The sequence below is a fragment of the Rhodococcus sp. 1168 genome, assembly GCF_002091955.1.
In the GTDB taxonomy this organism is placed as follows: Bacteria; Actinomycetota; Actinomycetes; order Mycobacteriales; family Mycobacteriaceae; genus Rhodococcoides.
Genome location: NZ_MKKY01000053.1, coordinates 1 through 17,106, shown reverse-complemented (window position 1 = coordinate 17,106; position 17,106 = coordinate 1). Strand labels below are relative to the sequence as shown.

At 60.7% G+C, this 17,106-nt stretch carries 20 protein-coding genes; 11 read left to right on the top strand and 9 right to left on the bottom strand.

What is annotated here, in order from left to right; genetic code table 11:
- Positions 1 to 147: 147 nt before the first annotated feature.
- From BJI47_RS09830 to BJI47_RS09815, 3 genes are all read right to left on the bottom strand, one after another.
- Positions 148 to 921 (bottom strand): hypothetical protein, encoded by a 774-nt coding sequence (locus tag BJI47_RS09830; protein ID WP_088943553.1) that lies wholly within the window; start codon positions 919 to 921, stop codon positions 148 to 150.
- 420 nt (positions 922 to 1,341) lie between these two features.
- Complete coding sequence (locus BJI47_RS09820; protein WP_088943552.1) at positions 1,342 to 1,719, bottom strand: hypothetical protein; 378 nt, start codon at positions 1,717 to 1,719, stop codon at positions 1,342 to 1,344.
- Between the two features lie 15 nt (positions 1,720 to 1,734).
- Entirely contained in the window at positions 1,735 to 2,271 is a 537-nt protein-coding gene (locus BJI47_RS09815) for a DUF3558 domain-containing protein (protein WP_088943551.1), read from the bottom strand.
- A gap of 140 nt (positions 2,272 to 2,411) precedes the next feature.
- On the opposite strand from BJI47_RS09815, the gene BJI47_RS09810 reads away from it, so the two are divergent.
- The 4 genes from BJI47_RS09810 (at position 2,412) to BJI47_RS23695 (ending at position 6,342) form a co-directional block, all read left to right on the top strand.
- The gene (locus BJI47_RS09810) at positions 2,412 to 3,842 is read left to right on the top strand and encodes a coniferyl aldehyde dehydrogenase (RefSeq protein WP_088943550.1); all 1,431 of its coding nucleotides are present in this window, start codon (positions 2,412 to 2,414) and stop codon (positions 3,840 to 3,842) included.
- 45 nt (positions 3,843 to 3,887) lie between these two features.
- A complete protein-coding gene (locus BJI47_RS09805; protein ID WP_088943549.1) occupies positions 3,888 to 5,006 on the top strand; it encodes an NDMA-dependent alcohol dehydrogenase in 1,119 nt (372 codons plus the stop codon).
- 204 nt (positions 5,007 to 5,210) lie between these two features.
- Positions 5,211 to 5,429 (top strand): hypothetical protein, encoded by a 219-nt coding sequence (locus BJI47_RS09800; RefSeq protein WP_139804852.1) that lies wholly within the window; start codon positions 5,211 to 5,213, stop codon positions 5,427 to 5,429.
- 412 nt (positions 5,430 to 5,841) lie between these two features.
- A complete protein-coding gene (locus tag BJI47_RS23695) occupies positions 5,842 to 6,342 on the top strand; it encodes a hypothetical protein (RefSeq protein WP_125458690.1) in 501 nt (166 codons plus the stop codon).
- Positions 6,343 to 6,407: 65 nt separating this feature from the next.
- Here BJI47_RS23695 and BJI47_RS09790 read toward each other — a convergent pair whose 3' ends face one another.
- Entirely contained in the window at positions 6,408 to 7,517 is a 1,110-nt protein-coding gene (locus tag BJI47_RS09790; RefSeq protein WP_088943546.1) for an NAD(P)/FAD-dependent oxidoreductase, read from the bottom strand.
- A gap of 835 nt (positions 7,518 to 8,352) precedes the next feature.
- Between BJI47_RS09790 and BJI47_RS24520 the strand changes: the two genes are divergently transcribed.
- Positions 8,353 to 8,556, top strand: coding sequence for a calcium-binding protein (locus tag BJI47_RS24520; protein ID WP_254900496.1), 204 nt, complete (start codon positions 8,353 to 8,355; stop codon positions 8,554 to 8,556).
- A 47-nt stretch (positions 8,557 to 8,603) separates the two neighbouring features.
- Here the strand turns inward: BJI47_RS24520 and BJI47_RS09780 are convergent, their stop codons facing one another.
- Complete coding sequence (locus tag BJI47_RS09780; RefSeq protein ID WP_088943545.1) at positions 8,604 to 9,368, bottom strand: HD domain-containing protein; 765 nt, start codon at positions 9,366 to 9,368, stop codon at positions 8,604 to 8,606.
- 373 nt (positions 9,369 to 9,741) lie between these two features.
- Positions 9,742 to 10,104, bottom strand: coding sequence for a hypothetical protein (locus BJI47_RS09775; RefSeq protein WP_254900495.1), 363 nt, complete (start codon positions 10,102 to 10,104; stop codon positions 9,742 to 9,744).
- A 218-nt stretch (positions 10,105 to 10,322) separates the two neighbouring features.
- Here BJI47_RS09775 and BJI47_RS09770 point away from each other — a divergent pair, with 218 nt between their 5' ends.
- The 3 genes from BJI47_RS09770 (at position 10,323) to BJI47_RS24515 (ending at position 11,789) form a co-directional block, all read left to right on the top strand.
- Complete coding sequence (locus BJI47_RS09770) at positions 10,323 to 10,787, top strand: hypothetical protein (RefSeq protein WP_088943544.1); 465 nt, start codon at positions 10,323 to 10,325, stop codon at positions 10,785 to 10,787.
- Between the two features lie 102 nt (positions 10,788 to 10,889).
- Positions 10,890 to 11,534, top strand: a complete 645-nt coding sequence (locus BJI47_RS09765; RefSeq protein WP_254900494.1) for a VWA domain-containing protein — start codon at positions 10,890 to 10,892, stop codon at positions 11,532 to 11,534.
- A 123-nt stretch (positions 11,535 to 11,657) separates the two neighbouring features.
- The gene (locus tag BJI47_RS24515) at positions 11,658 to 11,789 is read left to right on the top strand and encodes a hypothetical protein (protein ID WP_254900493.1); all 132 of its coding nucleotides are present in this window, start codon (positions 11,658 to 11,660) and stop codon (positions 11,787 to 11,789) included.
- Here BJI47_RS24515 and BJI47_RS09760 read toward each other — a convergent pair whose 3' ends face one another.
- The gene (locus BJI47_RS09760) at positions 11,790 to 12,698 is read right to left on the bottom strand and encodes an alpha/beta hydrolase (RefSeq protein WP_088943543.1); all 909 of its coding nucleotides are present in this window, start codon (positions 12,696 to 12,698) and stop codon (positions 11,790 to 11,792) included. It abuts the gene before it with no gap.
- An 89-nt stretch (positions 12,699 to 12,787) separates the two neighbouring features.
- On the opposite strand from BJI47_RS09760, the gene BJI47_RS24510 reads away from it, so the two are divergent.
- Complete coding sequence (locus BJI47_RS24510) at positions 12,788 to 12,916, top strand: hypothetical protein (protein ID WP_254900492.1); 129 nt, start codon at positions 12,788 to 12,790, stop codon at positions 12,914 to 12,916.
- An 18-nt stretch (positions 12,917 to 12,934) separates the two neighbouring features.
- Positions 12,935 to 14,161: an ATP-binding protein gene (locus tag BJI47_RS09755; RefSeq protein ID WP_254900491.1), complete on the top strand. Its 1,227-nt coding sequence runs from the start codon at positions 12,935 to 12,937 to the stop codon at positions 14,159 to 14,161.
- Here the strand turns inward: BJI47_RS09755 and BJI47_RS09750 are convergent.
- Positions 14,128 to 14,787, bottom strand: coding sequence for a pentapeptide repeat-containing protein (locus BJI47_RS09750; RefSeq protein ID WP_125458689.1), 660 nt, complete (start codon positions 14,785 to 14,787; stop codon positions 14,128 to 14,130). The two genes, BJI47_RS09755 and BJI47_RS09750, sit on opposite strands and share 34 nt — an antisense overlap.
- 230 nt (positions 14,788 to 15,017) lie before the next feature.
- On the opposite strand from BJI47_RS09750, the gene BJI47_RS24505 reads away from it, so the two are divergent.
- Positions 15,018 to 15,146, top strand: coding sequence for a hypothetical protein (locus BJI47_RS24505; RefSeq protein WP_254900490.1), 129 nt, complete (start codon positions 15,018 to 15,020; stop codon positions 15,144 to 15,146).
- A 409-nt stretch (positions 15,147 to 15,555) separates the two neighbouring features.
- On the opposite strand, the gene BJI47_RS09745 is transcribed toward BJI47_RS24505, so the two are convergent.
- A protein-coding gene (locus BJI47_RS09745; RefSeq protein WP_254900348.1) for an IS3 family transposase occupies positions 15,556 to 16,979 on the bottom strand; the annotation gives its coding sequence in 2 pieces (ribosomal slippage) (positions 15,556 to 16,652 and positions 16,652 to 16,979; 1,425 coding nt in all).
- Between the last annotated feature and the right edge of the window lie 127 nt (positions 16,980 to 17,106).

The window sequence follows — 17,106 nt, the reverse complement described above, 5'->3', positions numbered from 1 at the left end:
AGTGGTAGCCATCGGCGCTGCATCGGACCCCCATCCGTTGGACTCGTCGTTAGGTTAGACGCAGAGACCCGAGCTTTGGTTCCACCCTGGCTGGCAATCCTCCACGGGCCGCGGTGCAGCAAGTTTCATCGTGTGGCAGTGCGTTGATCAGAACAGAGTCGGTTGCGCGTTGCTGCCGAAGCGGGCTTCGGACTTTCGAGCGCTCCACCGTTGCACGAGCCACATTTCGATCAGCTCTGGGCTGGTGCCGATATCGGTAGCCCAGTTGGAAAGTAGTTGGACGTAGCGGTCGTAGCGGCGTCGCGTAAAACCGGTGACCGCGGGATCCTCCAACCATCCCTCGTGAATGAGGGTGGACACCCCGTACTGGTCGATCAACTGGGCGCGCCCACCGTCTACAGATGCTTTGGCTGCCCAGAGGAACGTGGCCATGAGAGATGTTCCGACACCTGGGGTGTCTGGCCATCCGGACCAGGATCCGCTCGGGAGTTCGGGTACCGCCTTGTCACGGATACACCGTTGGAGCACAGTCATTGTCTTTGCAACGGGATTCTCGTCCGGTCGGGTCAAGTGCGGGTTGTGGACGTCGGGGAATCGCCGTATTGCTTTGCGGTTCTTGTGGCTGCCCTGCCAGGCGGCACAGAGAAAGAGGAGGCCGAGCGAATCGTGTTCGCCGTCAGCAAGATCAGTGTCGATTCGAAGATCGTTGCGCTGTACTGTCGCCACTCCGTCGGAGACGATGTGCCCGTCGAGGTCGCGCCCGCGAAGTCGAATATCGTGACCTGCGCGGTCGAGGTGCTTGTTCCACCAGTCGAGGTCGATCTCGACACCGTCGTCCAGAACGTGCAAGTCGTACGTGCGCAGCTGGCACCACTGCACACAGGCGGGTGGTGGTGCGAAGCCTTCGTCGAGTCGTGACATGCAGACATCTTGGCATCCCGTACCGACAGGAAGGCTCAGCGAAACTCGATTCGGTTTCCCCCTCGGGCACCGTAGCGCCAAGTAGTGTCGAATAGATTTGTGCCGCAGCGCTTTTCGTTACAATGTTCTCGTGGTAAATCTGCGGCCCAACTGAGGCTATGGCTGGGCAACCGAGTCCGGAACACGGCAACCCTGCCTGGTGACAGTTTATGGTCGTGTGATCCGGTAGGCATCAGTCCGCACAATTCGGTCTCGAAGGCGTCGAGATCGCGCCACACTCCAGCCACCCTATCGCGCTCCCATGACGCGAGCGCGGACACCACAAAGCGCGCGGCCAACGCAACCCGGGCGGGGCGGTCTCCGGCGGGCAGATGCGTGAGTTCGGTGGCGATGTCGGGGTGAAACGGATAGGGAACTCGGTTACCGCGGTCCTTTCCGACCGATCGACGTCGCGTTCTGCTGGTCGACGTCTTCCGCTGCATGGAAGAACTTTCGGAACACTGCTTGCATCGCCGTGACGACGTCGATATGGCTTTGGAGGACGTCGACGAGGCTGTTCGGGCCACCCACGGCCTTTTGCGAGAATTTTCGGGCGAGCGCTATTCCGGAATCGAAAGTACCCATTCCTTCGACATTTCCCTGCATCTCCGCCAAGGCTTGGTTTTCCTTCAGAATCGAAAGGTAGTCGTTGCATGCATTGTTGCAATGCCGGGCGGCCGCGGGATCGAGAAACAACTGCCCGTCGTCAGCTGCGGTAGCGAGACCGTTCCAGTATTCGATCGGAGAATTTGGAGTCATTTCGATTCCGTTCGGCTAGATCGAGGGCGGGAAGTACTGACTGAGTTCGACGGTGTGTCGGCGGATGAGTTCACACGGGTCGCCCTGCGGCGAGGCTGTCCCGAGAGTGGCGAGCGTGAACATCACGACACCCTCGACGGTGTCGAAGCTCGTTCCGCAACCTTCGCTTGGATCCATGTACGCAAGTTCGAACTCGAGGGCAGGCCTGCCGCCCAAGCTAACGTCCTCGAAATCCTGAAACTGCGGGTTGCGCCGAACGTCTTCGAGGGTGAACTGGATTGAGAACAAGACGCTGAAGTGGTACCAAGAATTCGTTCCTGGCCCCTCCCAGCCACAAGCCGTCCAGGCCTTGACGCTGAGTCGTTCACCCCACCCCGTCAGCTTTGCCTCGGGATTCAGCCCGGTTGCGGCGATGGCGTCGTCCGGGATGCTGCAGGGTTCGAATTGCTCGGCCAGCCCGGGCACTCCTGCGACGGCTGTTCCCTCGACCGGCTGGCCGCAGGCTGTCAAGACAGCGGTTACCGCTAGTAGTGGTAGCCATCGGCGCTGCATCGGATCCCCATCTGTTCGGCTTGTCGTTGGGTTAGACGCACGGACGACTGCTTCGGTTCCGACGTCGGCACAGTCAGTTTTGAGTTCCACTCACCGGGACCTGGGCGCGGGTGGTGTGAGCCAGCTCATAACGTTCGGACATGGACCAGAACAGCTCGGATCGAGCGCGCATCACCGACATCCTCAGCCGTCAGCGCGCGGCAATGAACACCGAAGGCCAGCCCTCCGCCGAGCTGCGGCGACAGCGCATACAAGCTGTAATCGACATGCTCGTCGCGCGTCACGAAGATCTCGCAACTGCAATGGATGCGGACTTCGGTGGACGTCCACGTGGATACTCTTTGATGAACGACGTGCTGGGCTCCATCAGCAGCCTGAAGCATTCACGCGACAACCTCGAGACGTGGATGGCGCAGCAGGACCGCGCAGTGTTCTCGCCATACGATCAGCTCGGCGCCAGCGCCCATGTCCGTTATCAGCCAAAGGGTTCTGTCGGCATCGTCGGCACCTGGAATGCGCCTCTGTTCACACTGCTCAGCCCGCTGGCTGGCGTCCTTGCAGCCGGTAACCGTGCCGTACTCAAACCGTCCGAAGTGGTTCCCCGCACCGCCGCACTTCTCGCTGAAATCGTCGAGGCAGCCCTGGATCCAGAGGTTGTCGCGATCGTCACCGGTGGACCTGATGTGGCTGAGGCTCTGACCTCACTTCCCTTCGATCACCTGGTGTTCACCGGCAGCTCGGCGGTCGGCAAATTGGTGATGGCGAACGCCGCAAAGAACCTGGTGCCCGTAACGCTGGAGCTGGGCGGCAAGTCACCAACGGTGATCGGCCGTAGCGCCGACATGGACGTTGCAGCCTTCCGAATTGCGGTCGGCAAGGCCAGCAACGGTGGCCAGCTGTGCGTCAACCCGGATACGACCTATGTGCCTCGCGAACTGCTCGAGCAGTTCGTCGCATCGACCGCGAAGGTATACGCGGAGCTGCTGCCGACGATCGAGGGCAACCCCGACGCCGTCTCCGTGGTCAACGACCGCCATGCTGCCCGCGTCGACAGTTACATCGATGACGCCGTTGCCCGCGGTGCCCGTGTCGAGACTGCTCCGGCCGGCGCGCTCCCCAGCGAGGGTGGACGTCGTCCGCTTCGGATGGTTGTCGACCCACCGTCCGACTCGGTCATCCGTAGTGAAGAGATCTTCGGTCCCGCCATGGTGGTTCTCGGCTACGAGAATCTCGACGATGTCCTCGCCGAAATCAACTCGGGCCCCCGGCCGTTGGCTCTGTACTACTTCGGCACCGATGCAGCAGAACAGTCATATGTGTTGGACCACACGCTCTCCGGCGGTGTCACCGTCAACGACGTGATGATGCACCCGGGTCTGCAGGACGCACCGTTCGGCGGCGTCGGGGCCTCCGGTATGGGCCACTACAACGGCCGTGAGGGCTTCGAGGAATTCAGCCATGCACGGGCGGTCTTCCAGGCTTCCGAGGTCGACATGCGTCGCGAATGGGGTCTGCTGCCCCCGTATTCGGACGGTTTCCACGATGGAATGGCCGCCCAGGTCACCCCGTAATACGTCCTGCACCGATCTCTCAGACCCCCCCTCGAGGAGCACACCGTGAAAACCCGTGGCGCGATCATTCGCAGCACCCCCGGCACATACGAGGTCGTCGAACTCGACCTCGACGCACCCCGCAGAAACGAGATCACCGTCAAGATGGTGGCCTCTGGCATCTGTCACTCCGACGATCACATAGCGAAAGGTGATCATGCCGTCGGCGTTTACCCGATCTGTGGTGGGCACGAGGGCGCCGGCGTGATCGTCGAGGTCGGTCCGGAGACGACTGGCTTCGAAGAGGGCGACCACGTGCTGTTCTCTTTCATCGCGGGTTGCGGAAAGTGTCGCTGGTGCGCAAAGGGCATGCAGAACCTGTGCGATCGAGGTGCCGCCATCATGACCGGTGGTCGCCCCGACGATCCGAACAGTTTCCGGTTGAGCCTCGACGGAGAGGTCGTGGCACAGACCTGCGGTTTGTCTACCTTCAGCGAATACACCACTGTCAGTACTGATTCCGTCATCAAGGTGGCCGACAAGAGTCTGCCGCTGGAGTCGCTGTGTCTACTGGGATGCGGCGTCGGAACCGGCTGGGGAGCTGCCGTCAACTCTGCCCAGGTCTACCCGGGCCAGACCGTGATTGTCATTGGCATCGGCGGGATCGGTATCAATGCAGTCCAGGGTGCCGCACACGCCGGAGCTGCGCACATCTTGGCGGTCGACCCGGTTGCCTTCAAACGGGACAGCGCTCTGAAGTTCGGCGCCACACAAGCATTCTCGACCCTCGAGGAGGCGGCTGACGTTGCACGCGCGCTGACAAACGGACAGGGTGCCGACGCAGCCATCGTCACCATCGGTGTGACGACAGGCGAGCACATTGCGCAGGCATTCTCATCGATCCGCAAGGCCGGCGTGTGCGTAGTGACGGGACTCGGCAAGATGACCGACGTCGGGATCCCCATCAGCCCAATGGAACTGACGTTATACCAAAAGCGCTTGGTGGGATCACTTTTCGGAGCATCAGCACCGAGCGCTGACATCCCCTGGATGATCGACCTCTACAAGGCTGGAAAGCTCGAACTCGACAGCCTGATCACTCAGACCTACACCCTCGACGACGTCGCCCGCGGCTTCGAGGACCTGCACGCAGGCCTCAACCTGAGAGGCGTCATCAGGTTCTGACGTCGTCGCCACCCCGCCCTCGGACCATCGGATCCGAGGGCGAGGGCGGGCTGCGTGACGGCTTTCGTCAACTGTGCCCCGGTCAGAATCACGTGGACCACTGCTTCGCCCCGTCATCGTGCTTTCAAAGACAGCACCTGGAACCAGATGCTCCTTCGCTGCGTCCAAAGGGTAAGTGACGTAGATCCGACGATGGGTGTGGTGATGGAAGTAGATCCAGAAGTGGTGAGGTGTATCGCGCCCGCAGCCCAGGACGCGAGCCGACTCTCGAACTTGGTGGACGTCATCGATGCACTTGCAGACCATGGTGTCGAAATCGCTCACAACGTCGTCACGAAGGGTGTGGGGACGGTTGCCCCAGTTGTGATGGGGGCAGTTCTGGCCTACGGCGTTCCCAAATTCGGTCAATGGATCTGGGAGTAATGCAGTGGAAGAAATGGATACAACACCAGCTGGCATTGTACGAACAGTCGAATGGTTACCAGTGTGGCCGCAGACGTTGAGGCCGATGCAGATACTCGCTTCGCTCGTGATCTTGCTGGGTGTGGCAGTGGGGTGCGTTCTGGCGTGGAAGGCGGAGTCAGTAGTCGGTCTGATCGGATTCGCAGGTATCGGGGTTCTATGTGGGTGTGGTGGGTGGCTGACGCTCCGTGGGTCGGGTTTCAGATGGATCAGGCTATCTCGTCGATTGACCGGTTGTGAAAGTAAGTTGTACGGGAAAGGACTTCGAGTAGGCCCGGAAGCTTTGACAATGAGAGTGCTGATCATTTCAATGCTTTGCGCGAGCGTGTTTTACGCGGCTGTTGCGCTGACTTTTTGGAGCGGGATCGAAGTAATGCTGCCGGATTCCCGCAACAGCTCCCCACATGCGATATTCGCTACGGTCTGCGGCGTTGTTCTTGCGGTTCTTGCCATGCTGTTCAGCCTCTTTCGGCCAGCTACCGGCATCGAGATCTACCGTGATGTGGTGATACGAACGGTAGGTAGGCAGCCTTTCGTCCGAATCGGTGCCGACCTGGTGGTGCCCTGGGCCGCGATCGTGGATGTGGCGGACGCAGTCCGGCTCAATACGACTGGACTGTGGACATCCCGTGACCCTCTGATTCGGCTCGTGGTTCGTGAACCTCTCGATAAGGATGGCAGGCTCGGATGGGATACAGACCACTATCTCCAATTACCCGCCAGTTGGATGGCGGCAGAGCCCAATACGCTCATTGCTGTGCTGAGGGCTATGGCCGTGAGCGATGAGAGCCGACGGGAAATTTTGGAGATCAGGCCTGAGACGATATTCATGCCGCCGCCGTTGCGTGAACGAATTCGGAGGGGCATCATCTAGCTTTGAATGGTCCGTCGGCGACGCCGGGTTCACCTCCCGATTCACGAGTTCAAATTTGTTGCCACCTACGACCAGCTGTAACTGAATGGACCGCGGTGGCCGAACCACATCGTGGATGAGCATATTTGCTCTTTGATCAGCGCGGCTTGACGCCCGGTGAGCATTGCGCGTGATCGTGGAACATCGGCAGAGTTGGTCAGCTGAAGCAATCCGTCGCGCCTCCCCAGACTGATGCATTGTCCGGCGAACTTGGGACGCAGCTGTTTCGGTGTGGTGCCAGCTGCCAGGCGTAGAACGGTCTCCGCAGCGTGGACGCCGGTTGGGATTGCAGCTTGGCAGCTCATCCGAAGTGGGGAACTACTGATTACTGCGGCATCTCCGGCGCCGATCACCGTCGAACTGCTGGTGCTGATGAGGTTGTCGTCGACGGTCAGGGCTCCGCGCGAGTCCGTGTTCAGTCCACTGCGCTGAGCGAGGTCAGGGACACCGAATGCGGCCACGTCTACGGTGAGATCGCTCGTCAAGCGAGTCCCGTCCGACAATTCCACGCTACCGGCACCGATATCGACCACTGCCGTGTTGTCGATGATCTCGACGCCCGCGTCGATGAGATGGGTATACAGACGGCGTCGCCCGCGCTCGCTGACGGTGGGGGCCAGTTGCTGGTCGGAAATCAACCGAATGTTGTGGCCGGTGCTCTCGGCGAGCTCGGCTGCTGTTTCGATTCCTGTGAGTCCGCCGCCGATGATCGTGACCGTCGAGCGAGGCGGGAGCTGTTGGAGGCGCGAGCGTGCGCGTTGTGCGGGTTCGAACGTTCCGATTGTGACTGCGTTGGTCGCCGAGCCCGGAATTGCCTCGGTACGGCTGTGGCTGCCGACCGCATAGATGAGGTAGTCGTAGTCGAGAGCACCACCGGCCAGTCGAATTCGTTGGGTATGGAAGTCGATCGACTCGGCCGCGTCGACTTTCAGTTCGGTCGAGGCGGGAAGGATCGGCCCGAGTCGCGTTGCCGCGGTGTAGGTACCGGACATGTACTGATGCAGGCGGATTCGTTCGATGAACTGGTCTCGCGGATTGACCATCGTGACATCCGCATCGACGCTGCGGCGGGAAAGCCGTTGCGCTGCACTGATACCTGCATAGCCTGCGCCGAGAATGACAATCTTGAATGCCATGGTGCGATTTACCTCCGATGCCAGGACTCCTGCTCACCATAGTCGGATCGGTGCCGACTGTATCGGTGACTTGGATCTCAGAGTGCAACATCGGATTCGGTAGATGGGAGGCGCTGGTTGATGGGGTGGGCACGACCCAACCCTGCAGCCGCTCGGCTGCAGGGAGGTCAGGTTGGTCTATGGGCTAGGAGCTGCCGAGAAATGGAGTTCCGCTGCGTGGTGGCGGGGGGTCTGGTGCCCGTTGTTGTGGTGGTCCCAATTGTTGTATTGCCATCGCCACGCGTCGTGGTTGGTGGTGCTGGATTTGGTCACGGAGTGGGCACATGAGCTCACAATCGTGTCTGCATTGGCGTGGCGGGACAATTGACTGCGAATTCGTTGGGCTCGGAATCGAGTGTGCATATGGTCGGAGATCGAAGGCGCCCTGGGTTCTCGACCAAGGGTGACGGTCGGTTCGGTGTAACGGTGAGGAGCAAACTGCGATCTATCTCGCGTCACTCCGCTGCGATAACGTGCGGACATCAGAAAGGCGTCGAGAATGACGAAGTTCAGCCACAGTTCGAGTTCTGCTGCTAGTCGGACCCGGAATCGCGTGGTGAGGTCAATCGGCGTCGCTGCCGCAGTAGGATTTGTAGGAATAGTCTCTGCCTGCAGTTCCGCCGAAGATACGACGGCAGCCTCGGACACCACCAGTGTCGCTTCAACCACCGTCGCGCCTACTACGACAACTACGACGCGTCCCGTTGTTGTCGCTCCTGAGCCAGCGCAGGCGCCACCGGCAGTCGTGACCCCCGAGGCGGTGGCAGTCCCGGTTCTGATGCCTCCGGTGGTGTGCATGAATCTTCAAGCCGCCCAGAACTTGATCCAGGATGCAGGGGTCTTCTTTTCCCGGAGTGAGGACGCATCCGGTGCCGGCCGCATGCAGGTCAACGACTCGAATTGGATCGTCGTCGACCAGACCCCGGCTGTTGGGATGCCGATCGAAGAAGGCGATGCGGTCCTATCTGTCGTGAAACTTAGCGAGCCCAACAACTGCTGATCCCACGCTGGGCGGGGTCGATTCGTCGGCGCGGGGTGGGCGAGGGGTCAGTCGGCTTGGGATCCCTGGGCCGATTCGGATTCCTCCCGCAATGATTCGGACAGCATGTCCAGGCATCTGGTCAGCCGCTCGAGCCCTTCGGGATGCAGCCCAAGCTCGGTTCCGTGGCTTAGTGCCATTTGCTGGAAGATCGGCACCAGCGGTGCGTATTTGGCGCGCAATCGATTTCGCTTGTCGAGATCGGTGAGAGCGCTCAGGCTACCGGCGTTGTCGATGAAGTCCGTGACTTTCACCAGAAAGACTCGTGGATCGGCGATGACGGCTTTCACGTGCTCGAGGTAAGCCGTGTTCTTCTGTTCCTTGGAGAGCCCAGCCGGACGCGGCGGGTTGGTGACGGCCCAGACGGTGTCCGACACTGTCGTGTTGAAAAGAGTTGCAAGTAACCGTGTGGCTTCGGCTGGCGGACTCGCGCTGTGGTCGCCATCCATGAGTTCGACAAGTCGCACGGGTTGGTCTTCGACGGTGTCGTGCAAGACTGCTGCGGCGAGGACCTCTTCGTCGCGGCAGTTGAATCTGATGAGCCGCAGGGTATTTCGTAGTGGATGGGCAATGTACGGTTCGGCGGTACCGTTCTGCCCGGGTCGGGTTTGGTCACGATGCGCCTGGGATGCGAGACCCATCGCGCTCTGTACGAGGGGTTGATCGCCGACCTCGTAGTTGATCGAGAGCGTGAGCATCGCGGCATCCATGTCGTGAAGTCGCAGTTCCCGAAAGTTGTTTCCGACCACGTCGGCGGTTCTTGAATCAGTCATAGGTGTCCTTACAGAGTTGGTGCGGGAATGTGGGCGGCCTGATGGCTCGGCCCGATGTCTTCACTGTAGCGGGTGGCTCCGACAAGATGGCAGCCACGTTCCTACAGTCTCGGTTACGCGCAATCACCGGTCACGCAACGCAAAACGCGCCTACGACGGAGAATGCTGAGGCTGAACGCGGACGCAACATGCCAGATTTTCCTCGACGCTGTACTCGATCGAGTACAGCGTGAAGTGTTCGACCGGGCTGCAGACCGGATTCGGTCAATCGACTGAATGACCCATGACGGAAGTTCAGCACATCACAGGCCGGCTCGTGCCCCGACTATGAGCGCAATGCCACCGCCTTGAAATCCACTGCTACTGCATGCGATCAGAATGGGTTGTAGATGGCAATCGTGCGAAAACTACCTGCAGACGAACCCGTCGGGATCTGGACCGACCCCAGGATGTGGTTGACGCCCGACGGGTCTGTTTGCCAGCAGGATCCCTGTGCGTGAAAGCTGAAGCACCAAATCGGCTGACTGGTTCCGAACGGGCTGATGATCAGGGTGTCCTGGCTGCGTGAACCGTAGGCTGCGGGATCGAACGCACTGACGTGGTGCTCCGTCACCTCTGTTGTGAAGATATTTTCGGAAGGCTGCTCCGCGGACGCTGGAGGCGCGACGAGTGCGGCGAACCCTACGGCGAGTGCAGAGGCGGCGAGAATCTTCTTCAGCATTCGTGCTCCGATCATCGAGGGCCTCGGCCCAGTAAAGGATAAATCGGTGACGGTCGAAGCCGCGTTACCAACCAGCTGGCCACGTGCATAGGCCTACCCACGGAGGTTGTCGGACCCGTGTGTCATGATTGAAATACAGAACAGGTTCAGGTTCTGCATTCCGGCGGTGATGTTCCCGCCATTCCTCCCCTCCCGATGTACCTCGTTCGGTGCGTCGACGAAAGGTGCCTCCCATGGCCAAGAAAATTCTCTACATCGATCTCGATAACACGCTGGTGAACTTCCAGTCCGGCATCGACCGGACCGATCCAGCGGACCTCGTTACGTACGAGGGCGACCTCGACGAGGTGCCACACATCTTCTCGAAGATGGATCCCATCGAGGGCGCGCTCGACGCATACCGCACGCTCGCAGCGGTTTTCGACACCTACATCCTGTCCACGGCGCCGTGGAAGAACCCGAGCGCCTGGCACGACAAGGTGCTGTGGGTCCAGAAGCATCTTGGACTCGAGGATGGATCAGTTGCGTACAAGCGACTCATTCTCTCGCACCACAAGAACCTGAACCGCGGGGACTTTCTGGTCGACGACCGAGATAGGAACGGCGCCAGCCAATTCGAAGGCGAATGGCTTCAGTACGGGGAGGAACCGTACAAGACCTGGGACGACGTGACGGCCTATTTGCTCGACCGTGCCTGACAGGGCGGACGTTATGAGGTCCGATTCTTGTAGGTACCGCTCGGTATCGTTTTCAACATCACTTCATCGCGTCGCTTCGACGCATTTCTTCAGGAGGCTCATGTGACCAACCCACAGCTCTCTCTCGTTGCTGCTCTGCTCGACCGTTCGGGCTCGATGCATTCCATTGCCGACGACACCCGCGGCGGGTTCGATTCGTTCATCGGAAAAGAGCGCGAGCAGGACGGAAATACCGTTGTGACGCTGGCGCAGTTCGATCAGCAGTACGAGCTGGTCTACAGTTCGCAGCCGATCCGAGCGGTGCCGCCGCTGGTGCTGCAGCCCCGCGGCTCAACCGCGCTGTACGACGCCATCGGCCGGCTCATCACCGACGTCGGCGCCGAGCTCGCTGCATTGCCCGAGAACGAACGGCCCGGCTCGGTCACCGTTGTGGTGATGACGGACGGTCACGAGAACGCGAGCAAGGAGTGGACCAATACCGCTGTGCGCGCACTGATCGCGCAGCAGGAGAAGGACTACCAGTGGGACTTCGTGTTCCTCGGGTCCAACATCGATGCCGTCGATGTCGGCACCGATCTGGGGTTTGCACGGGACAAGTCGATGACCTACGTGTCGACGACCGTCGGCGTCACTGCGGCCTTCGATTCGGTGGCGAGCTATCAGGACCGCAAGCGGGCACAGGTCTTCGGTTCCCCGCCGGCACGGGGCTTCTCCGAGGCCGATCGCCGTCGGGCGCGTGGGGAGTGAGCAAGAAGGGCAGCAGCGGTGCGGGGGAGGGGATCATCGAGGTGATCTTCTTTCTCTGCATGGTTGCGGCGGTAGTGGGCTGGGTGTTCAGCTGAGGTACTAGCGTCGCCCATCTTTTCCATCGTGAGTGAACTGCTTCCGATACGCCGTCGGCGTCACCGCGAACGCAGCGACAAAATTCTGACGGAACGTGACGGCACTCCCGAAGCCACAAGCAGCCGATATCTCGTCGCGCTGCGCCAGCGACGTGGGTAGTCAGCTCGGACTGGCGCTGAGCCACGCTTCGATATCGTCGAGCGCCGCACTCGCCATTGGCGTCGGATGGCTTGTGAACCCGTGCGGCGCTTCGGGGAAGAGGCGAAGATCCACGTCGACGCCGTGTGCGATGAGCCGTGCGGCCATCGCCAGGTTGTCGTGAAGCAGAATGTCTTTGTCTCCGACGATCATCAGGACCGGTGGCAGATGTTCCAAGTTTGCGTAGATCGGCGACAGGTCTGGGTGAGTGCGGTCAGGGGCGGTTCCTGCGTATGCCTCCAGGAAGTACTCGTCGGAGATCAGCCGCCCAGCGGGTGTCTGTGCGCTGAGGTCGTACGTTCCGAATTGCAGCACCACGGTGTCGACTGCGGAGATCCCACGATCACGCAAACGGACAAGGGTGGTCGCTGCCAGAGTGGCACCCGCCGAGTTGCCCATGACCGAGAATTTTGCGGCACCGAATCGTTCGGATGCGTGCTCGGCGAGCCAGAGTGCCGCTGTCTCGCAATCGTCGGGTGCAGCCGGCCACGGGTGTTCCGGCGCAAGTCGGTAGTCCACACTCGCAACTGTCACGCCGATTGCGTCAGCGAGCTTGCGGTTGCGAATGTCGCTGCCGGCGGCCGACCCCATGTAGAAGCCGCCGCCGTGAATTTCGAGGAGGACACCCGTCGACGGTCTGTCTACCGGGGCATGGATCCGCACGGGAACGCTGCGTCCGTTAGCTGTGACCAGCTCCTGAACGGGCGGCGGCTCCGCTGAAGCAGGGCCAGCGAGTTCGGCTCGGACAGCATGTAGTTTCTCGTGGCTGGATGGGCCACGGCCGGGTGTTCGATTTGCGTAGAAGGCGCGAGAGCCTTCCACGAGCAGACGCAGTCGGGGGTCGATCAGGGTAGAGAGTCCAAGTTTCATCGAGTCGAAACAGTACAAGCGAGACGTACCGTCCGGGCTCTCGCCGCGCCCCAAAACCCGCGAGGGCTCGATCAGACAGGGGAGCACCGGTGACCGGAACCGATGAGGCCGTGGACAGACCGCTCATGGAGGTCGTGTTCGACGCCATCGACGCAGACAACGAGCTGGCCGACGACGCGAAGTACTTGGTGCTGGCGGCACTCGAAGGAGCCGACTAGAAGTCCGTCGGAGCATTCTTGACGTCCATCCAGGTGACAGGCTTCCGAGGCATCGGCCCGAAGTCCGAACTGAAACTGCATCCCGCACCTGGCATCACCATCGTCAGCGGACGCAACGGATCCGGCAAGTCCAGCTTCGCCGAGGCACTCGAGTTCGCGGTCACCGGCAAGAGCTACCGGTGGGAGAACAAGGCGAAGCTGTGGAAGGACACCTGGCGGAACCTGCACGAGTCGTCTCAGTGCCAGATCCGCGTCGGCCTGACCATCGAGGGCTCAGAACCCGCCGTCGTCGGCGTCGATTGGTCTGCGGACGCATTGCTCCCCGACAACTCGACGTGGACTCAGATCGGCAAGGCCAAACGATCACCTGGCACCGACGGGCTCGGGTGGAAGTCGGCGATCGAGCTGCACCGCCCGATCCTGTCGTACGACGAGATCGGCGGTCTCATCGAGGACAGTCCCTCCACGTTGTACGACGCGCTTGCCAAACTGCTCGGGCTCGACGAGATCGCTGACGCCGAGAAGCGGCTCGCATCGGCGTTGAAAGACGCCAAAGTGCCGCGCGGACAAGCGAAAGAAGCGCTGGCGCAACTCAAGCACATTGTCGGAGAATCGGCGGATGACCGGGCCCAGTCGGCCGCAACCCTGTTAAAGAAGCGAGCTCCGGACGTCGATGCGGTTCAGGCGCTCGCGACCGGTTCCGCACCGACGCAGTCCTCTGCGCTGTCTGGCCTCCGAGCCATCGTCGGCCTGGCAATCCCGTTGAAGGAGCAGGTCGACACTGTCGTCGTAGCGCTCCGGGAGGCGATAGCTGGCACCGTCGACCTGGCTTCCGACGCGCTTGCCATAGTCGAACGGCGCAACGCCCTGCTGACGTCCGCCTTGGAATTGCACGCCGACACCGGCACCACCGATTGCCCGGTCTGCGAAACCGGGACTCTCGATGACGCGTGGGCCGGACACGCCCGGACGCGTATGTCCGACGAAGAAGACAAGCTCACGCTCTTCAAGAAGGCTCGACGCGACTTCGAGGACGCTCGCCGAGCAGTCACCGTATTGTTCCAAGACTTTGCTGACGCGGCTGGAGTCGACGGCGTCGACCTCCCGTCGCTCGATCCGTGCCGAGAGGCCGTACTAGCGGCCTGGACGGCTCCTGACGCAAACTCCAGATTTGCTGCGCTCGACAATGAGAACCCGACCAAGCCCGGATGCTATTCGGCAACAACGACTTTAGGTGCTCCATGATCAGAAAACCACTTCTGCAGTTCTTCGCCGCGCAAGATCTTGGGCTGTTCGATGCCAACATCGATCGCGTCGTCGACCTGTCCACGCATCCCGACGACGTTTGCGTTGCCGAGTCGTGCGTTGGTGATGACTGCATTTCGGGGGCGGATGCCCCAGTCGCTGTCGTGGAGATTTGCGCCCCGCAGATCGACATCGGCTAGCACTGCATCGCTCAGCGATGTGTTGCGAATGTCCGAATCCCGGAGATCCGAACGCGTGAAATCTGCGTCCGACAGTCGAGCGCCGGTCAAGATCGCCGATCGGGCATTGCACCCAGTGACAATTGCCTTGCGAAGGTCTGCGCCTGTGAGGTCCACACACTGCAGATCAGCCTGTCGAATCCAGGCTTGGTACAGGCTCGTTCGCCGCATACGCACTTTGGCTAGCCGTGCTGAACTGAGTTCAGCGCCTGCTAATTCCAGGCCGGACAGATCTGAGCCTGTGAAATCGAGCCCTGCACCGGCAAGAATCGGAATGAAGTGACTTGCTGGGTCGATCGTGTCGAAAAAGTGGTGTAGCGCGTCAACAGCATCCTGATTGGTCGGCCACTGTTCGACGTCAGTCCTAAGCTTGCCGAATTCGGTCATGAAGACCACCTTACTTTTCCAGCCCAATCGGGATGCTGGCTGACTAGGTCGCGTAGATGAGATTCCCTGGCCGCAGTCATGCCGTCAGAGTCCAGGAGAACACCGGTGCCCTTGTTCAGTTGCTTGTTGATCATGCGATCAAATTCTGTGTCCGATTGAGAAGGTTCGATTGGTTTGCCGGAGTCCGGTCGATACGAGGGTTGAAGATCGGGTGAGGACTTCACGTCCCAATGTTCTCCCGCGGCATCAACAAATTCTCCCTGGTCTTTGCCATCCTCACTGAGCGGCGCGCGGATGATCGGTCCGGGAATTACGCCAGCAGACTCGGCCTCGAGGCCGACGTCAGCTTCTCGTTCTGATTGCGGATTGGACTGTCCCCCTTTCGCTGGATCTTTGGCGAGCTCCTCTCGTCGCGCTTCGTATTCAGGGTTCCCTGGTATAGGTGAGGTGTAAGGCTGCACTGCATTCGCGTCATCTCCGGGTAGATGTTGCACGACGAGCGTGGTGATGACTTCGAGGGCCGATACAGTCGTAACTCCGTTGATAGCAGTGAATGTGGCTGTCGCAGAACCGAGCAGGGTAGCAAGGGTGCTGGCAGTCAGTAGGTCCTCTAATTGCGTTTGCTGCTGTCGCGATGGCAGCGGTTGTCCCCGCAGCGCCCGCTGCCACCTCGGCCTGGGCAGGACCGAGCGCTCCGAGTCCACCGGTGAGAAGCACAGTCGCGATTGCCGCAACGGAATTTGTCAAGGTGGATGAGTCCAGTGGGTGTTACGCCGCTATCGAATCGTGCTCTTGATCGGTGTCAGTTGTTTCTGCTGGTTTGTTGATCCACGCGGTGTCTGGGAGGTCGAGGATTTTCGGTGCGGCAGTGCTGCCGAAGCGATGCGGATGTGCAGCGCGGGCGGCGTCGAGAACGAGACGGCGTTCGGCTGCCTTGCGTGCAGCCAAGCCGTAGTGGACATCGGCGGGAGTGTGCAGTCCGATACCGGTGTGGCGATGTTCGTGGTTGTACCCATCGGTGAAGATATCCATGAATTCCCTTGCCTCGCTCAGTGATCGGAACCGATCCGGGAAGCCGGGGCCGTATTTCAAAGTTTTGAACAACGACTCCGAGTACGGATTGTCGTTCGATACCCGAGGCCGGGAGTGGCTTCGGGTGACCTCGAGATCCGCGAGGAGTGTCGCGACGGTTTTACTGGTCATCGAGGTACCGCGATCGGCATGCACGACGTGCGGGACGCCATGGACCGCGAAGATCTGTTCCATCAATTCCTTTGCCAGCACACCGGATTCATGACTATGAACGTGCACTCCGACGATGTAGCGGGAGTAGATGTCGATCATCACGTACGCATCGAAGTACTGCCCTTTCACCGGGCCGGCCAGTTTGGTGATATCCCAGGAGTACACCTGCCGCGGCGCGGTCGCGACCAACTCTGGGCATGCCCTGGCCGGGTGCCGAGCGAGTCGCCGTCGATCGCTGACCTGTCTGTTCTCGCGCAACACTCGATACATCGTCGACACCGAACACAGGTAGATGCCCTCGTCGAGGAGTTGGGCGTAGATCTGTAGCGGTGCGAGGTCGACGAACCGGTCGCAGTTGAGGACGCCGAGAATACGTCGCCGTTCGCTGGTGGTGACTTTGTTGACCGGCTCCGCCGCTGGTTCCTGCGGCACCGGCGGTGTCGGTGCTGTAGCTGCGGCACTTCGACGTGTCGCCGTCGATCGGTGCAGACCGGTGAGAACGCTGCCCTCGCGGGAGCTAATTCCGATGCCGGTCAGTGTGGTGTACGCAGTGGTCATCGCTTGTTGTTCTTCTCGTCGAAATCCGCGCTCTCGGAGAGAGATTCCAAGAGCGCGTGTGCTTTTCCCATGATATCCAGTGCGGCTTCGGTGGTGTTCAGTCGCTTGTTCGCGCGGTTCAATTCACGGGTGAGGCGGGCGATCTCGGCTTGCTCGGCGGTAAGCTTGCCGACCTTCTCGCCGGGCTTTTTGCCGACGAGAACACCGGCGTCGCGGTGTTTGCGCCATTCGCTGATCAACGACGAATACAGTCCCTCGCGGCGTAGGTATGCCCCGCCGTCGCCGCTCTGGCAGGCTTGCTCGTAAGCACGCACGTGTTCGATTTTCTCCGCCGCGGTGAACGCCCGTCGCCGTCGTGGTCCGTCTGCTCTCGGATGCGCTGAATCCATGCGTTCATTGTCGCCGCTGACCGGCGTCTTGGTGGTGATGGCCATGGTGTGTGTCGATCCGTATCTCGCCCTGCATCAGGCCGGGTTGCTATGAACCACTGGACTCACCTCACCCTGGCACGCAGGG

Bases quoted from the DNA above. Each gene is read 5' to 3' on its own strand.
- BJI47_RS09760 (WP_088943543.1), bottom strand. From the start codon at position 12,698: ATGAAACTTGGACTCTCTACCCTGATCGACCCCCGACTGCGTCTGCTC.
- BJI47_RS24505 (WP_254900490.1), top strand. From the start codon at position 15,018: ATGTTCTCCCGCGGCATCAACAAATTCTCCCTGGTCTTTGCCATCCTC.
- BJI47_RS09800 (WP_139804852.1), top strand. From the start codon at position 5,211: ATGGAAGTAGATCCAGAAGTGGTGAGGTGTATCGCGCCCGCAGCCCAG.
- BJI47_RS24520 (WP_254900496.1), top strand. From the start codon at position 8,353: ATGAATCTTCAAGCCGCCCAGAACTTGATCCAGGATGCAGGGGTCTTC.
- BJI47_RS09775 (WP_254900495.1), bottom strand. From the start codon at position 10,104: ATGATCGGAGCACGAATGCTGAAGAAGATTCTCGCCGCCTCTGCACTC.
- BJI47_RS09780 (WP_088943545.1), bottom strand. From the start codon at position 9,368: ATGACTGATTCAAGAACCGCCGACGTGGTCGGAAACAACTTTCGGGAA.
- BJI47_RS09770 (WP_088943544.1), top strand. From the start codon at position 10,323: ATGGCCAAGAAAATTCTCTACATCGATCTCGATAACACGCTGGTGAAC.
- BJI47_RS09815 (WP_088943551.1), bottom strand. From the start codon at position 2,271: ATGCAGCGCCGATGGCTACCACTACTAGCGGTAACCGCTGTCTTGACA.
- BJI47_RS23695 (WP_125458690.1), top strand. From the start codon at position 5,842: ATGCTGCCGGATTCCCGCAACAGCTCCCCACATGCGATATTCGCTACG.
- BJI47_RS09820 (WP_088943552.1), bottom strand. From the start codon at position 1,719: ATGACTCCAAATTCTCCGATCGAATACTGGAACGGTCTCGCTACCGCA.
- BJI47_RS09750 (WP_125458689.1), bottom strand. From the start codon at position 14,787: ATGACCGAATTCGGCAAGCTTAGGACTGACGTCGAACAGTGGCCGACC.
- BJI47_RS09790 (WP_088943546.1), bottom strand. From the start codon at position 7,517: ATGGCATTCAAGATTGTCATTCTCGGCGCAGGCTATGCAGGTATCAGT.
- BJI47_RS09810 (WP_088943550.1), top strand. From the start codon at position 2,412: ATGGACCAGAACAGCTCGGATCGAGCGCGCATCACCGACATCCTCAGC.
- BJI47_RS09830 (WP_088943553.1), bottom strand. From the start codon at position 921: ATGTCACGACTCGACGAAGGCTTCGCACCACCACCCGCCTGTGTGCAG.